The following is a 14,798-nucleotide window of genomic DNA, read 5'->3' as shown; positions in this document are numbered from 1 at the left end:
TTGCCACACAAGTGTGCTCTGACCGCTAAAGCCTCGACTGCCGCAGCCCCAGCATGCTGACGACCGGGGCGACAGCGGGGCGCGGCGACACGCGTCGCCGGCATCCCGCTCTCCACCATCAGCTCGCGAGAAAGAGGTTGCAGTGAAGAAATTCCGCTTCGCCGCCCTGGTCGTCAGCGCGCTGGCCGTCGGTACGGTCCTTATGGCCCCCGCCTCCGCACAGGCCGCGACGACCTACTGGAGATTCCGGAACGTGGGGTTCGACACCTGTTTGACCAGTGGAAACAGCCCCTCGGTATACGCCACCGTCTGCCACGACTCCTCGACGTATCAGAACTGGGACTGGGTCGGCAGCGGTCACGGCAGCTACCACCAGCTCAAGAACCGGGCAACGGGTCTCTGCCTGATGACCGACGACAAGACGGGCACCAACGCCGTCTGGGGGAGCGACTGCTCCACCGGTGCCGACGGCCAGTGGTGGTACTACGACGACAGCGCGCGGCTCTTCTTCAACCAGCAGCCCGATGCACCGTACCTGAGGACCAGCACCGTCAAGGACGCCGTCTACTCCACCGACCCGAATCAAGCCGGCATCCCCTCCACCTACTACGAGTGGATCGGCACCCACAACTGAGTCGAGCGTGGCCACGAGTCCGCTTCCCCGCCCCCGGAATGAGGTCGCAGTGAAGAAAGTCCGTCTTGCCGTCGTCGGCGCCGTCGGTGCTCTCGTCGCCGGCGCCGGTCTCGTGTTCCCGGCCTCCGCCCAAGCGGCGCCCACTTACTGGACGTTCAAGAACGCCGGCTTCGGCACCTGCCTGACGGCCGGGGACACCGGGACCGCGTTCGCCACGTCGTGCGTCGGCAGCACCCGCCAGCAGTGGGACTGGAGCACCGAAAACGCCGGCAACGAGTACCACATGCTCGTCAACCGCAACACCGGTCAGTGCCTGAGGACCGACAACCTGACGGGTACCAACGCGGTTTGGACCAGTTCCTGCGACGGTTCGTCCGGTGAGTGGTGGTACTACAACGGCGAGAATCGCAGCATCATCAATCTGCTGGGCAACAACTCCGGCTGTTTGCTCAGGACGAGTACGACCAAGGACGCCGTCTACGCGACCGGCCCCGATCAGACCGGCATCCCGCACAGCTACTACCAGTGGACCGGCACCCACGACTGATCCGGGGGTGGCGGTCACGGGATCGTGGCCCGGCTGACGAGACCGGGCCCACGGCTGTCGCACTCGACGGCACGACCCTCACCGGCCCGTGCCGCCCGGACACCGCCGCACCCTCCCTGCACTGCTTGCTGCCCCGCCGAGCCCCGAATCGGCCGGCTGAACTCGCCTGAAGGGAACTCCCTTTCGGCGGCACCTGATTCGACAGCAACCGAAGGGAACCAAAAAGCATGACCGGGAAAACTCCTCTTTCCACCGCCAAGGCGTTAGCGCTCACCTCACTCGTTGCCGGCCTCATGACCATCACACCGAGCGTGAACGCCCGGACCCAGGCAGATCGGCCGTCCCATGACGTTCCGGTGGCGGCGGGGCCGAGCGGTGAGGCGACCCAGCGGATCGCCGACCGTCTGGGCGACTCCCGCACGGCCGGGGTCTATCTGGATCGCGGGAAGCAGAGATTCGTCGTCACCGTCATCGACGGCGAGGCGGCGGCAGCGGTCGAGGAATCCGGCGCCATACCCAGGCGGGTGACTTACGACAGCGCCCACCTGGAGTCCATCAAGCAGGGCCTCGACGCCGGCTTCAAGATCCCAGGGACGATGTGGGGCGTCGACGTCCCGGCCAACCAGGTGGTGGTCCGCGCCGACAGCACGGTCGGCGAGGCGGATCTCGCGGCGCTGCAGAAATTCGTCGCGCCTTATGGTGAGGCCGCTCGCGTCGTACGTACGGCGGGTGAGACCCAGCGGACGGCGGGCCCCATCAACGGCGGTGACTACATCGAGAACGCCTCCGTCTCGTGTTCGTACGGCTTCACCGTGCGGAAGAAGTCGGATCCGGACTACAAGGCGATCCTCACCGCGGGACACTGCACCAACACGTCGGGAAACGACTGGTCCAAGTCGGACGGCACGTACATCGGTTACACCACCGGCCACAACGTCGCCGACGGAAACGACTTCGGCCTGATCCGGGCCTACAACGCGAACGTGACGTACTACGGGAACGTCGAGGCCGCGAACGGCAACTCCCAGGACATCAGCTACTCGCGCGACAGCAAGGTCTGGGAGACCGCCTGCGCCTCCGGTTATCGCAGCAAGTACGCATGTGGCACGGTCATCTACAAGAACCAGACCATCAACTACTCCGACGGCATGACGGTCACCGGCATGGACGTCGCGCAGATCTGCCGCGATCACGGTGACAGCGGTGGGCCGCTCTTCGCCGATGACGCCGCGCTGGGCCTCCTGTCCGGGGGCAACGACAGCACCTGCCAGAGCTTCTACCAGCCGGTCAACGAGGCCCTGTCCTGGTACGGGATGGAAGTCTTCTGAGACCCGGCCCGGCGGTCGTGACTCCCCGGCTCCCGTAGCGGGACCCGATCCCCGCGCTCACCGAATCCAGTCTTCTTCGAGGTGCCGGTCGCGGCCTTCGAGGATCTCCGCGCCCGTCGCCGGCAGAGCGAAGCCGGCCATCGGACAGGCGCGTTCGTCGACACGAGTGAAGGAGTAAACACATGCGTTTCCGTTCCCGCCTCACCAAGCTCGCCGCCTGCGCCACCACCGCCGTGGGTCTCACCGTGGCCGTGGCCACCTCCGCCTCGGCCTCGACGTTCACCGTCCCGGTCTACGGCACCTCCGGCTCCTACCTGGGCGCCGGTTACTTCATCTCGGGCGGCTCCGGCACGATCAAGGTCTACGACGCCTACTGCGACGGCGACAACGGCATCATCGCCGCGGCGTACGTCGTCCGCGGCACCTCGTGGGTCACGAGCGGTCTGGTCGGCACGCGGGGCTGCGGCACGACCAACACCAACGACCTCTCCGACAACGACCCGCGCCCCGGGTACGGCGAGGAGGTGAAGCTCAGCGTGTGCAAGCTGCTGCCGGACGGCACCTGGAAGGACTGCCAGGACTACTTCGTCACCAACAACTGACCAGCGCCGCTCACGACGACCGCGGGCCGTCGGGTCCGGCGGCCCGGCGACCTGTGGGACGCGCCGCCCACATCCCGTTCTCCACCATCAGCTCTCAGAAAAGGGGCGCAGTGAGAAAACTCCGACTTGCCGCCGTCAGTGCCCTCGGGGCGCTCGTCGCCGGTGTCGGCCTCGTGTTCCCGGCTTCCGCCCAAGCGGCGCCCACCTACTGGACGTTCCAGAACGCGCGCTTCGGCACATGTCTGACCGCGGGGGACACCGGGACCGCGTTCGCCACGTCGTGCGTCGGCAGCACCCGCCAGCAGTGGGACTGGGTCGGCGACGGTCACGGCATCTTCAAGCAGCTCAAGAACCGGAACACCGGTCAGTGCCTGATGACCGACAACGTGACGGACGTCAACGCCGTCTGGACGAGCTCGTGCAGCGGTTCCGCCGGCCAATGGTGGTTCTACAACGCCGACACACTGAGGCTCTACGACGACCTCGGCGCGTTCAACGAAGGCTGGCTGCGGTCGAGCAACACCACGAACGCGGTCTACGCCACCCGCACCTACCAGGAGGGCGACGCCTACTACACCTGGATCGGCACCCACGACTGACCGCCGGGCTCACCCGAGCCCGAACCGGGCGTCGATGCCCGCCACGATGTCGGCCAGTCCTTCCTCGAAGTGCCGGTCGTAGTCGGTGTACAGATGCACGGTGGACAGGGCGCGCGCGGCCTGGGCGGGGTGAAGCCCGCCGCCGTGAACAGCCGCAGGTCCTTGGTCGTCACCGGCAGGAACTTCCGGGCTGTGGCTACGAGGTACGACAAGCGGGCCTATGTCTTCCACGGCACCGTCACTGTCGCAGCGATCCGGCTCTGGCTCCGCACATGAGCTTTCGGGCGGTCGGATCGAGGGGCAGATGAGCGAGGAACTGCATGGGCCCGCCACATTCGCGGCAGTTCGGCCAGACGAATCCATCGGGGACGAGCGGCACTCCCCCCGTGCGCAGTACGGGAGCGTCAGCTACGGCTTCTCCGCCGTTGACCAGCAGCATGGCCAAAGCCTAGGTGCAACCTTCCCCGGTCCGACCGGAGGGGGCGACCGGGCGCTGCCGAGCCAAGATCCGCCGGACAGGCCCCAGTGGAGACGGAGCCCGGAAGACGCACCCTGCAGGCAGGGCAGGAGCCTGATGGGGATGTGGACCGGGTGCGGAGGGAGCGGGTCCCGGAGGGCTGGTGCTGGGACAGGCGGAGGAGCGGCATCGCTCCGGTCCGGCAACCGCGCGGGAGGTTCGTGTGTTCTTCCTTGGTGGCCCTTTTTGCTGTCAGAGGGGCTGGCTGCCGTGTTCTCGCAGGGCTTTGGCCAGGTGATCGGCGAGTGGTTTGGGCAGGTTGTGGCCGTGCACGGTGCCAAGGAGGGTTTCGGCGAGCAGGTGGAGTTTGGTGTTGCTGTTCTGTGAGGTGGTGACCAGGACCTGCCATGCCTGCTCGGCGCTGATGGTGTAGGAGGCCATGAGGATGCCGCGGGCGATGTCGATGGCCGGGCGGGTCTGCATGGCGCGTCGCAGTTGGTCGTTTTCCGTCTTGACGTCGTCCGCGGTCGGGTCCGCGTCCTGCTCCGGGCCGGACGGGGTCTTGTCGCCTCCCGTGCCGGGGGCTTGGGCCGTGTCCGTGGTGGTGAGCACGTCGACGGTGCCCGTCAGCTCGAGCAGGCGCTGCACGGCCGGGCTGGAGACCCGGAGGGTGAGGGTTTTGGCGGCCTCGCGGGCATGCCGGCGTACGCGCAGCAGAACGTTGAGCCCGGAGCAGTCGCAGAACGCGATTCCGGCGAGGTCGACGTCCACCCCGTCCGTCGACTGGTTCAGAGCGTCCTGCAGTACCTGTCCCAGCACGGGGCTGCTGTCGAAGTCGATCTCGCCGGACGCCGTGACCAGAGTGTGGCGGTCGTGCGTGCCGGGGTGGACGGTCAACGACAACGGAGGAAGGCAGGAGGCGAGGCGCCGTTGGGTGCCGCAGTCGATGCACTGCTCCTGATCGCCCGGCAGGGCGGTGACGTGATCGGACATGGTGACTCCCGAGCATCCGTCCTTCTTCCAGCATTCCCACTCTCGCCTTCCACGTCAACAGATACATGAAACGTAAGTCGTGCTTTTGAAAGCGTGAAACGTCCGCCCTACTCTGTGGGTATGGACGGAGTGGCGGAGCCGTATGCGAGCTGGACGTTTCTGACCAATCACGCGCGGGTGCTGGCTGCCGTCGCCGAGGACGACACCACCCGCATCCGTGACATCGCCGCGCGCTGCCGGCTGACCGAGCGGGCGGTCCAGCGGATCATCGTCGACCTCGAAGAGGGCGGCTACCTGACCCACATCCGCCAGGGCCGTTCCAACCTCTACCGGGTCTCTCCCGACACCGTGCTGCGCCATCCCGCCGACGGTGAGGCGACCGTCGCGGGCCTGTTGGCCCTGCTGGTCCGTCATGACCGCGTCGACGCCGCCACCGGTGCCGACGCGGATCCGGACGGTCAACGGTGAGGATCATCCGCCCGGTGACAGCAGGTAGCCGCGGCCGGGGTCGTGCAGCCCCGGCGCTGTGACCTGCACGGGCCGAACAACGTGACCGCCGCGGTGGCGGCGACAGCGCCCGGTTCTGAGCGGATACGGCTGGGAACCGCGCCGGCACCAGCGGGCCGTCGTTCGGTGATGGATTCGTGAGAGCCGTCGCTCCAGCAGAGATCGGCCCCCCGGGGGGTGCCCGGCGTGGGAGGTCGGGTGGCAGCGCTGTTTCCGGCGCGCGCTCGCCCATGTGAAGGCGGCACCCTGAGAGGACGGACCGGAAGGCAACGATCAGCGGCCGCAGTGCGGACACCGACGGCTGCGCCCCCCGGGTCGCCCCCTCGGTGCCCACGGCTCGCATCTGGCGGCGTGGGCGTTCGGCGCATTCACCGTTGCTCCGCATGCGATCGACGGGAGGCGGGGGAGGCCGGACCTGAACCGGTGACGGCACACGGGTGCCCGCAGGCGGCAGAGGCAACGACGGTCCCGGTCGGCACAGGGGTTCTCGGGGCTGAGCACGTTCGGCGTGCGCGGCGCCGAGCTCGTACGCTCAGGCGTCGTGTCGGGCTGCCGGGCACAGCGATGTTGACCAAGATGGGGGTCTGGAACGCGGGCGGCCCGCGATGGGGCGCGCCACGCACCGCACGGACGCACGGGAGGTGCTGTGACTCTTGGTGAAGCCGTCCTGGCGGACCTTTTGGCACGGTCTCACCGTGCCTCCGCCAGGGAGGTCGGGCTGCTGGTCGACGAGGCGGGCCGACGCCTCGGGCTGTCGAGTGCACGGCTGTACGTGCCCGACCTGCAGCAGATCAAGCTGATCGCCCTTCCGCACCCCGCCACCGCCCCGGGCGAGGAAGCCCTGGACATCGACAGCTCCCTGGGCGGCCTCGCTTACCGTACGCAGCAGCTCCAGCGGTCGCGCGACGGTGGCACGGCATGGTTGACGATGATCGACGGAGTCGAGCGGGTGGGCGTCATGAAGGTCACCGCGCCCGCCCTCACCCCCCAGCTCCTGGAGGACGGCCAGGCGCTGGCGGGGCTGGCCACCCTGCTGGTCGTGTCCAAGTCGGCCTTCAGCGACCTGGTGATCACGCGGGAGCGCTCAAGGGCCATGACCATCCAGGCGGAACTTCTGTGGGCGTTCCTGCCGCCGCGCACCATCGGTACCGGTCAGGTCACCTCCAGCGCCGTCCTGGAGCCCGCCTACGACATCGGCGGGGACGCCTTCGACCACAACCTCGTCGACGGCATCCTGTACCTGACGCTGCTGGATGCCATGGGTCACGATCTGGCCTCCGGAGGGGCCAGCGCAGCCGCTCTCGCAGCCTGCCGTTCCACCCGCCGCACCGGTGGCACCCTGCTGGACGCCGCCGTCACCATCGACCGCACTCTCGGCCAGTGGATCCCCGGCCGCCTCATGACCGCCGTCCTGGCCCGCCTCGACACCGTCAGCGGCTGGTTCACCTGGATCAACTGTGGCCATCCACCGCCCCTGCTCATCCGCGACGGCCGTGTCCTGCCCCACGTTCTGGAGAGCGCCCCGCAGCTCCCCCTGGGGCTCGGGTTCCACACCGACACCCCTCCCGCGCAGTATCGCGCCCGTCTCCAGCCGAGGGACCGGATCCTCCTCTACACCGACGGCGTCACCGAAGCCCGCGCACCTGACGGCGACCTCTTCGGCGAACAGCGCCTCACGGACACCGTCATCCGCTCCATGACCGAGGGCGACAGCGCCCCCGAGGCCCTGCGCCGCCTCATCCAGAATCTCCTCAACAACGAAGAACACCGGCTCCGCGACGACGCCACCATCCTGCTCGCCGAATGGCACCCCACGCCTGATGCGGAAGCCGTCTCCGGCTGATGTGAAGCCGGCCCGGGCGGCGGTACGGCGGTGGCCCATCACTCCGAGGAAGGGAGCGGCGGGCCACTGGCGGCACACCGGCCGTATCGCTACGACACCGTCGGCGGCTGCCGGCCGAAGCCCGCGGTTGTCGTGGGCTGTCTGCGCGCTTCTGGCGGTTCCGGCATGCCGCCCTGCACCGGCCACAGCTCATGGAACTGCTCAGCGCCGACGAGGCCGGATTGTCGTGACAGGGTTCTGATTACGACGCTGGGCAGCGCCGGGGCCGCGCATGGCACAGACCACACGGGAGCCCGGGGCACCGTCCGCTCGCCCCCACGGCGCGAGTCCGCGAGCGCCAGGGTGCGGGTGGTACGGGTGGTACGGGCACGGGACCGAAGGGCCTGTTCGGCCGGCAGGCGAACGGCTCTGCCGACCGGCTGACCGAGCCGCTGGTACGCCTCGAAGGCGAACTGCCCACCAGCTGGGACACCCGCCCCGGCGGCGGTCGTCGAGCGCTCCCGGCGGGTCCTGGACGAGCGCGGGCCGCCGGATATGGCTTCTGCACCAGCGGGCAGCTGGTCGCCGAGGAGTACCACGTGCAGGCGCTGATCGCCCGGGGCGGTATCGGGACCCCTCATCTGGCTCGACGAGCGGTTCCTCGCCGAGCACACCGTCGGTTTCAAGGAGTCCGCCGTGTCTGCGCTTTCGTCTCGGACGCTGCCTGATCGGCGAGGCCGCCGGCGCCGAGGGGGCCGGTGTGTGCCACAGGCTCCTCGGCCTCCAGACGCGGCAGCGCTCGGCGCGAGACACGCAGGACCAGGGAGGGCAGGACCGCGCGTACCGGCTGGGTCAGGCGCAGCCAGGGTGGTGCGTACACGGCCGTGCGCCGCCTCTCCATACCTCTTACCAGGTGGGCGGCGACCGTGGCTGCGGGGTATACGCGGCGGGCCGGCGGGGGCATGTGGGAGCGCAGTTCGCGCAGGACGGCGTGCCGGTCGGCGTCGCGGATCATGTCCGTATCGGTCCAGTTGAGGTAGGCGATGCCTACCGCGACCCCCTGGTGGGCCACCTCCGCGCGCAGCGAGTGGGCGAAGGATTCGACGCCGGCCTTGGAGGCGCAGTACGCGCTCATCATGGGGGCGGCTCCGATCGACGCCAGCGAGGCGACCTGGAGGAAGTAGCCCCCGGTGTCGAGCAGGTCAGGCAGATAGGTGCGGGCGGTGTGAGCGCTGCCGATGAGGTTGACGTCGATCACGCGGCGCCAACTGTCCGGGTCCGAGCCTAGGAACGGGCCGCCCTCGGCGATGCCCGCGTTCGCCACCACGGCTGAAGGCCGTCCCAGTCCGGCCCGTACGGCCTGGGCCGCCGCGTCCATCGCGGCAGAGTCGGTGACGTCGACCTCGACGGCCAGCGCGGGTCCCGGCAGAGACTCCGCAACCGCTTCCAGGACGGTCTTCTCAAGGCCGAGCAGGGCCACCCGGGCGCCGCGCCGGGCGACTTCGTGAGCGAGAGCCGCGCCCACGCCGCGGGCGGCTCCGGTGATGACGACCGTACGGTCGACGAGCGGACTGCTGCGCATGGGATGCCTTTCTTTCTCGCCCGGGCCGGCCTCTCGTCGAGACCTTCTCGCCAAGGCGGTCCTCGGATGCACTTCAGGGCTGCGAAGCCGGCGATGGTGTGGCCGGGGTGCCAGGGCGTCCGGGCCTCCTCCTTCATCCGCCTCGTACCGACGGTCATGGCCCTGCGCGAACTCCTGGACTGCGCCGGCTTCCTGCGCTGGGAGGGCCGCTGGCAATGGATTGCTCGTACGCGTTCACGCCGTTCTTCGTGCGCCGTGTCGAGGTGGTGGGGGCGGGGTCAGGGTCAGCGTCAGCGTCTGGTTCCGATGCGGTCGCGTCGGGCGAGCAGGCGCTGGGCGCCGGCGAGGCCGGGCGGCCGGTGGCGGTGCAGCGCGGCGCGGGCGGCGTTGGCGCCCGGAGCGCCGTGTACGCCTCCGCCGGGGTGTGCTCCGGCGGAGGCGAGGAAGAGACCTGGTATCGGGGTCTCCGGACGTCCGGTGCCTGGAACGGGACGGAAGACGAGCTGCTGGTGTATTGCGGTCGTGCCGCCGTTGATGGCGCCCCCGACGAGATTGCCGTCGAGCGTCTCAAGAGTCGGCGGTGCCAGGATGCGGCGGGCGCGGATCAGGGCGCGGAAGCCGGGCGCGAAGCGTTCTACCTGCTGTTCGACGCGGTCGGCCATGCGTTCCTGGTCTTGGGAGTTCCAGGTGCCGGTGATGCCCTCGCCGGCGGCGTCCGCGGTGATCTCGTGGGGGACGTGGGTGTATGCCCAGGCCGATTCCGTGCCCTGCGGCGAGCGGGTGGCGTCGGCGGTGGTCATCTGGCCGAACAGGAGGAACGGGCGGTCAGGGACCTGCCGCATTGCGATCTGTGCGGCGAAGCGGGTGAGTTCGTCCAGGCCGTCGGCGAGATGCACGGTGCCGGCCCGGCCCGCCTGCTCGGCCTGCCAGGGCACGGGTCCGTCGAGGGCCCAGTCCACCTTGAAGGTGGCGAAGTCCCACTGGAAGCGCCGCAGGTCCTCCAGGAGCTGCGTGGGCAGGAGCTCGGGTGCGAGGAGCTCGCCATACAGGATGGGGACCGCGACGTCCGCCAAAACCGCCCGCCGCGCCCGCACCGTTTCCCCTGTGGCCGTACGTACCCCCACAGCCCGACCGCTGCGGACGATGACCTCGTCCACGCGCTGCCCGCAGCGCACCCGGCCGCCCCGTGACGTGAGGCGGTGGTTCAGGGCTTGGGTCAGGGAGCCGGAGCCGCCGACGGGAACGGGGAAGCCGTACGTCTGCCCGAGCATGGCCATCAGCCAGCCGAACCCGCCGCTGCCGGCCGACTCCGGGGCGAGGTCGGCGTGCAGGGCGTTGCCGGCCAGCAGCAGAGGGCCGCCCTGGCCCTGGAACTCCTCCTCGCCCAGACGGCGCACCGGCAGGATCAGCGAGCGGGCTATGCGCAGTCCGCCCGAGGCCCGTAGTCGCAGCGCCAGCCGCGTCGTCGCGCGGACGGGCGGGAAGGGGGTGAACAGGAAGTCCAAGAGACCGGGGGACAGGTGCTGCCACATCTCGTGCAGTCGCCGCCAGGCTGCCCCGTCGCCCTTTGCGAAGGAGTCGAGGGAGGCGGCGGTGATCTCGATGTTCCGGTCCAGGACGGCACAGGTGCCGTCGGTGAGCGGGTGCGCCAGCACACTTGGGGCGTGGCCCCACCGCAGCCCGTGGTCCTCCAGGTGCAGGCCGGTCAGGATGGGGGATGCGGCGGCGAGAGGGTAGAAGGAGCTGAAGACGTCGTTGACGAAGCCGGGGTCGACGGCGCGGTCGTGGCGAACGGCCCCGCCCGGTTCTGGCTGTGCTTCCAGCACCTCGACGCTCCAGTCAGCGTCTGCCAGGACATTGGCGGCGACCAGGCCGTTGGGTCCCGCGCCGATGACGACGGCGTCAGGCATGACCTGCTCCGCTCACCTCGGCCACGGTCGCGGTCGCCTCGTGGGCGGGCTCCTGGCTCTCGCACAGCCTGGCCAGCCGGGCGAGCATGGCGCGGTGGCGAAGCTGGATCAGCGCTTCGAAGGCCACGTTGTGCAGTCGCCCTCCTGCTCCCCGCAAGGGGTGCTCGTCCACGATGACCAGGCAGTCCTTTCCCCACGGCCGCAGCTCGACGGCGATGCGCGCGGTGCCCAGGGCGCCGGCGTGGGCCTCCAGCTCCAGGACGGCGTTCTCCTCGCTGCGGCGGACGACGGTCTCGTTGCCCACGCGCACGGGGCCGAACCGGATCTCGTAGCGGATGGCCGCGTCCAGTTGCGGCCATTGACCGCGGACCGCGTGCGACCGGGAGGTGCCCACCACCCAGTCCGCGTAGCGGCTGCCGTCGGCCAGAACAGCCCAGACGTCGCTCGGGTCGACTCGGATCAGACGATGGCGTACAGCCACGCAGACCTCCTCCACCCCCCTGGCCGGTGGTCCGTCAGTCCGGTCCGAGTGCCCGCCCAGACCTCGGCGAACCATTGCCACGCGTCAGGTTCTCCCAGGCACCGCGGGCCGTCATGGCTGGGCGCAGCCACCGCACCGTGGCTCGTTCGAAGGCGCAGCTGGTCCTGCCGGAGTCCGGCGGGACGAGACCTGCCGGCGGAGCACGCCGACAACTTCTCTTCCGCCCCCTCGATCGGCAGGTGCGTGGAGGCCTGCAAGCGGGTGGGAAGGCATCACAGGCAGCCGCTCATGAGTGCGCGGCACGGGGCACGACCGTTTCCGCCGGCCACATCCGGCCCTCCTGCTGCGCGACGGCACGGTCCAGGAGATCGATCTGGACGTGGGCCTGCCCGCATCCCGGCGCAGGGGCCGTATCGGGTGCAGGATCTCGACCTGTGCCCCGGTGACCGGCTGGTGCTCTGCACCGACGGCATGCAGGAACGCCGGGCGGACACCGTCGATCTGCCCGACACCATCCACTACGTCACAATCGAATGCCTATGCGAGATTGTGTGCATCCTGCGGCCGCGGTCACCGGCGCCACCGAGAACCACCTCCAGGACGCCGCCACGATCCGTGCCGCAGTCCTGTACCTGGACCGGCATGGGGGCCTGCCGACACAGACCGCAACGCGAATGCCGGAGCCGATACCCGACCCGGTCGCGCGACCCGGACCACGGCGCCCGCTGGGCGGCGTCCGGTTCGGTGACGGCGGCGGGTGCCTGTGCCGTGCGCGGCCTCCTGTTCGTCAGGCGCAGCTGATTTATTCTGTATAGCCCGAGATGTTCCGTTAGTCTGCGGACTCCCAAGATGATCACAGAAGCGGGAGAAGCGCGTGTCCAAGATCGCCCTGTTCGGCGCCACCGGAACCATCGGATCCCGCGTCCTGGACGAGGCCCTCAGCCGCGGGCACCGGGTCACAGCCGTCGTACGTGACGCGGCCAGGCTCACCAAGACCGACCCCAACCTGACCGTGGTCACCGGTGACGTCCTGGACCCGGCATCCGTTGCCGCGGTGGCCAAGGGCCAGGACACCGTGATCAGCGCGGTCGGCGGAGGCGATGGCCCAGGCCACGTCGCCACCATCAAGCCCGCCGCCGAATCCCTGGTGGCCGGTCTGCGCACGCTGGGCGCCGACGCACCCCGGCTCATCCTCGTCGGCGGCGCCGGTTCCCTGCGCACGCCTGACGGCAAGCAGGTCTGGGATGCCGAGGGCCTGCCGGAGTTCCTGCTCCAGATCATGCACGCCCACGGAGACGCCCTGGACTTCTGCCGCACCGTCACCGACGTGAAGTGGACCAATCTCAGTCCCGCCGGCACCATTGCGCCGGGCGAGCGCACCGGCAGCTACCGCACTGCCGTGGACGACCTGATCGTCGACGCCGACGGCACCAGCCGCATCTCCGTGGAGGACTACGCCGTCGCCCTGCTCGACGAGATCGAACAGCCGCAGCACATCGGAGAGCGATTCACCGTCGGCACCTGACCCGGATCCGGGTCGGCGACAGACAGGTCGTACCGGGGGAGGACGTCGGTGGCGGCGATGGTGTCCCGGGGGGTGAGGGCCCGGGCGCCCTGGCCGGCGAATCGATCGGCGTGCACCGGCCCCTTCAACGGCCGCCCCGGGCAGGGCGTGCTGGGCGATGAGGTCACCGGTGCCACCCCGGCCGTAGGGCGGGAGGGGCGGCCAGGCCCGGGCCAGGACGCAGAGGCGCACGCTCACGATGCTGTGCTCGGAGCCTGTCGCACCGAGTCGGCGTCCGGAAGCGGCTGTTCGGTCATCTGCGGCACTGCGCTCCGTGTCCCGCGTCCTGATCGCAGTCTCTCCACCGCGCAGTACAGCGGCCTCCGTGCGGCTCGGAGCCGCTGGTGCGCGTTCAGGGGCAGTCGGCACTGCGGACCGGTGCCTCGAGGCGGTCAGTTCGCCGGCGTGCCTTGTCGCGGTAGGCGCAGGGTGAGGAAGAGCCGTCGGACGGGCATTGCGATGGTGCGACGTCCTGCCGGTGGGGCGTCACGGGCACCGGAAGCCGTTGTCGTACCGATCACGGTGAGCACCGGTTCGAATGGGACGGCCCGTCAGGGGATCTCGGGTGGGCGTGAAGGCAGGGGATCCGGTTCGGTTCGGGGCTTTCGAACCTCGAGGCCCGCCGGCCCGGAGCGGCTGGCTACTCACCAGTGGTCGCCTGGGGGGCTGGGGTCGGTGACGTGCCCACGAGCTTGCGGAGGAAGCGATCGACCTGGTCCTCCAGCGGGGGCCAGTGCTGGTCGGGTTGGTTGACCCGCATGGAGACCGCGCCGTGCACGGCGGCGCGCAGGTCGAGCGCCACCATGGAGGCGTCGTCCGTTGGAGCCAGGCCGGCGTCCATGCATCTTTGGACCGAGGCAGTGGTCGTACGCCCGAGCTCTTCCTTGAAGCGCATGTCCACACGCTGGTTGAGGGTGCTTTCGTGCAGCACCTTGTAGAGCCCCGGGTGGTCGTGTGCCCAGGCCCCGAGTACGAGGCTTCGGGCGCGCAGTTGGGCGACCGGGCAGTCTTCGGTGAGCTCGGCCTGCCGGACGGCGAGCATCAGGTCCTGGTGGCAGCGCTCCAGAGCCGCCAGGACGAGCGCATCGCGGTCGGGAAAGTGCAGGTACACCGACGTTGCGGCGACGTTGATCTCCCGGGCGACGGCCCGCAGGGACAGAGCCTGGTCGTCACCGAGCTCGTCGAGCATGCGGAGAGTGGCGGCGAGGACGTCCTCTCGGAGGCGTTCGCCCTGGCCCCGGGGATTGCGCCCGCGCGGCTGTCGCTTGCTCGGTGACTTGGGATCCACGGTGATCGATTGTATCTGTACATTCATTGCCCTACAGTCGTAGCGCTACAGCTGTTCACTTACGAGGGGGAGCCTTGCGCAGCGCACGACTCGAAGAGAACAAGCAGACCGTCCTGGCCTTCTACCGGGCCGCGATCAATGACAAGGACCACGACGCGGCCTCGAAGCTGCTGAGTCACGGCTACATCCAGCACAATCCCCGGATCGCGGATGGGCTGGAGGGCTTCCGGGAGTTCGTCGGAACCCTCGAGGCGGACTTCCCCCACCTCCGCGCCGAGGTGAAGCGGATCTTCGCCGAGGGCGACCACGTGATCGCCCACGTCCACGGCGTCCGGGTGCCGGGCGGCCCCGAAACGGCGATCGTCGACATCTTCCGCCTGGAGGACGGTCTGATCGCCGAACACTGGGACGTCATGCAACAGATCCCCGACGAGGCGCGCAATCAGAACGGCATGTTCTGACCGGGCGATGGCCTCGGTCGGGT

Annotated in this window: 14 protein-coding genes; 9 read left to right on the top strand and 5 right to left on the bottom strand. The window is 69.5% G+C overall.

The genetic code is table 11. From position 1 onward, the window contains the following. Window positions 1-142: 142 nt before the first annotated feature. From ACZ60B_RS09240 to ACZ60B_RS09220, 5 genes are all read left to right on the top strand, one after another. Window positions 143-634, top strand: a complete 492-nt coding sequence (locus ACZ60B_RS09240; protein ID WP_469385387.1) for an RICIN domain-containing protein — start codon at window positions 143-145, stop codon at window positions 632-634. A 49-nt stretch (window positions 635-683) separates the two neighbouring features. Next, window positions 684-1,181, top strand: a complete 498-nt coding sequence (locus ACZ60B_RS09235; RefSeq protein ID WP_469385386.1) for an RICIN domain-containing protein — start codon at window positions 684-686, stop codon at window positions 1,179-1,181. Between the two features lie 293 nt (window positions 1,182-1,474). Then, window positions 1,475-2,509 (top strand): S1 family peptidase, encoded by a 1,035-nt coding sequence (locus ACZ60B_RS09230; protein ID WP_469385385.1) that lies wholly within the window; start codon window positions 1,475-1,477, stop codon window positions 2,507-2,509. A 182-nt stretch (window positions 2,510-2,691) separates the two neighbouring features. Beyond that, on the top strand, window positions 2,692-3,111 hold the full coding sequence (locus ACZ60B_RS09225) for a hypothetical protein (RefSeq protein WP_469385384.1): 420 nt from the start codon (window positions 2,692-2,694) through the stop codon (window positions 3,109-3,111). Window positions 3,112-3,221: 110 nt separating this feature from the next. Continuing rightward, window positions 3,222-3,710 carry an RICIN domain-containing protein gene (locus ACZ60B_RS09220; protein WP_469385383.1) on the top strand — a complete coding sequence of 163 codons (489 nt, stop codon included), beginning with the start codon at window positions 3,222-3,224 and terminating at the stop codon, window positions 3,708-3,710. Window positions 3,711-4,419: 709 nt separating this feature from the next. On the opposite strand, the gene ACZ60B_RS09215 is transcribed toward ACZ60B_RS09220, so the two are convergent. Continuing rightward, on the bottom strand, window positions 4,420-5,160 hold the full coding sequence (locus tag ACZ60B_RS09215; RefSeq protein ID WP_469385382.1) for an anti-sigma factor antagonist: 741 nt from the start codon (window positions 5,158-5,160) through the stop codon (window positions 4,420-4,422). 120 nt (window positions 5,161-5,280) lie between these two features. On the opposite strand from ACZ60B_RS09215, the gene ACZ60B_RS09210 reads away from it, so the two are divergent. Together ACZ60B_RS09210 and ACZ60B_RS09205 are read left to right on the top strand one after the other, a co-directional pair. Continuing rightward, window positions 5,281-5,628: a helix-turn-helix transcriptional regulator gene (locus ACZ60B_RS09210; protein ID WP_469385381.1), complete on the top strand. Its 348-nt coding sequence runs from the start codon at window positions 5,281-5,283 to the stop codon at window positions 5,626-5,628. Window positions 5,629-6,313: 685 nt separating this feature from the next. After that, window positions 6,314-7,510 carry a PP2C family protein-serine/threonine phosphatase gene (locus ACZ60B_RS09205; RefSeq protein ID WP_469385380.1) on the top strand — a complete coding sequence of 399 codons (1,197 nt, stop codon included), beginning with the start codon at window positions 6,314-6,316 and terminating at the stop codon, window positions 7,508-7,510. Window positions 7,511-8,171: 661 nt separating this feature from the next. Here ACZ60B_RS09205 and ACZ60B_RS09200 read toward each other — a convergent pair. The 3 genes from ACZ60B_RS09200 to ACZ60B_RS09190 form a co-directional block, all read right to left on the bottom strand. Further along, window positions 8,172-9,071: an SDR family oxidoreductase gene (locus ACZ60B_RS09200; protein WP_469385379.1), complete on the bottom strand. Its 900-nt coding sequence runs from the start codon at window positions 9,069-9,071 to the stop codon at window positions 8,172-8,174. 290 nt (window positions 9,072-9,361) lie between these two features. Then, entirely contained in the window at window positions 9,362-10,981 is a 1,620-nt protein-coding gene (locus ACZ60B_RS09195) for a phytoene desaturase family protein (RefSeq protein WP_469385378.1), read from the bottom strand. After that, window positions 10,974-11,462 (bottom strand): SRPBCC family protein, encoded by a 489-nt coding sequence (locus ACZ60B_RS09190; RefSeq protein WP_469385377.1) that lies wholly within the window; start codon window positions 11,460-11,462, stop codon window positions 10,974-10,976. The genes ACZ60B_RS09195 and ACZ60B_RS09190 overlap by 8 nt, the downstream gene beginning before the upstream one ends. Window positions 11,463-12,336: 874 nt before the next feature. On the opposite strand from ACZ60B_RS09190, the gene ACZ60B_RS09185 reads away from it, so the two are divergent. Next, the gene (locus ACZ60B_RS09185) at window positions 12,337-12,987 is read left to right on the top strand and encodes an NAD(P)-dependent oxidoreductase (RefSeq protein ID WP_469385376.1); all 651 of its coding nucleotides are present in this window, start codon (window positions 12,337-12,339) and stop codon (window positions 12,985-12,987) included. 679 nt (window positions 12,988-13,666) lie between these two features. Here the strand turns inward: ACZ60B_RS09185 and ACZ60B_RS09180 are convergent. Further along, window positions 13,667-14,314: a TetR/AcrR family transcriptional regulator gene (locus tag ACZ60B_RS09180; protein WP_469385375.1), complete on the bottom strand. Its 648-nt coding sequence runs from the start codon at window positions 14,312-14,314 to the stop codon at window positions 13,667-13,669. A gap of 74 nt (window positions 14,315-14,388) precedes the next feature. On the opposite strand from ACZ60B_RS09180, the gene ACZ60B_RS09175 reads away from it, so the two are divergent. Beyond that, window positions 14,389-14,775: a nuclear transport factor 2 family protein gene (locus tag ACZ60B_RS09175; protein WP_469385374.1), complete on the top strand. Its 387-nt coding sequence runs from the start codon at window positions 14,389-14,391 to the stop codon at window positions 14,773-14,775. The last annotated feature ends 23 nt before the right edge of the window (window positions 14,776-14,798 follow it).

This window comes from Streptomyces sp. NPDC104096, assembly GCF_055584385.1.
Note: the sequence above shows the minus strand (reverse complement) of the source record. Positions and strands in the feature narration are given on the sequence as shown.

Excerpts from the sequence above, each read along its gene's own strand:
- ACZ60B_RS09230 (WP_469385385.1), top strand. The coding sequence starts at position 1,475 with ATGACCATCACACCGAGCGTGAACGCCCGGACCCAGGCAGATCGGCCG.
- ACZ60B_RS09225 (WP_469385384.1), top strand. The coding sequence starts at position 2,692 with ATGCGTTTCCGTTCCCGCCTCACCAAGCTCGCCGCCTGCGCCACCACC.
- ACZ60B_RS09215 (WP_469385382.1), bottom strand. The coding sequence starts at position 5,160 with ATGTCCGATCACGTCACCGCCCTGCCGGGCGATCAGGAGCAGTGCATC.
- ACZ60B_RS09210 (WP_469385381.1), top strand. The coding sequence starts at position 5,281 with ATGGACGGAGTGGCGGAGCCGTATGCGAGCTGGACGTTTCTGACCAAT.
- ACZ60B_RS09200 (WP_469385379.1), bottom strand. The coding sequence starts at position 9,071 with ATGCGCAGCAGTCCGCTCGTCGACCGTACGGTCGTCATCACCGGAGCC.
- ACZ60B_RS09195 (WP_469385378.1), bottom strand. The coding sequence starts at position 10,981 with ATGCCTGACGCCGTCGTCATCGGCGCGGGACCCAACGGCCTGGTCGCC.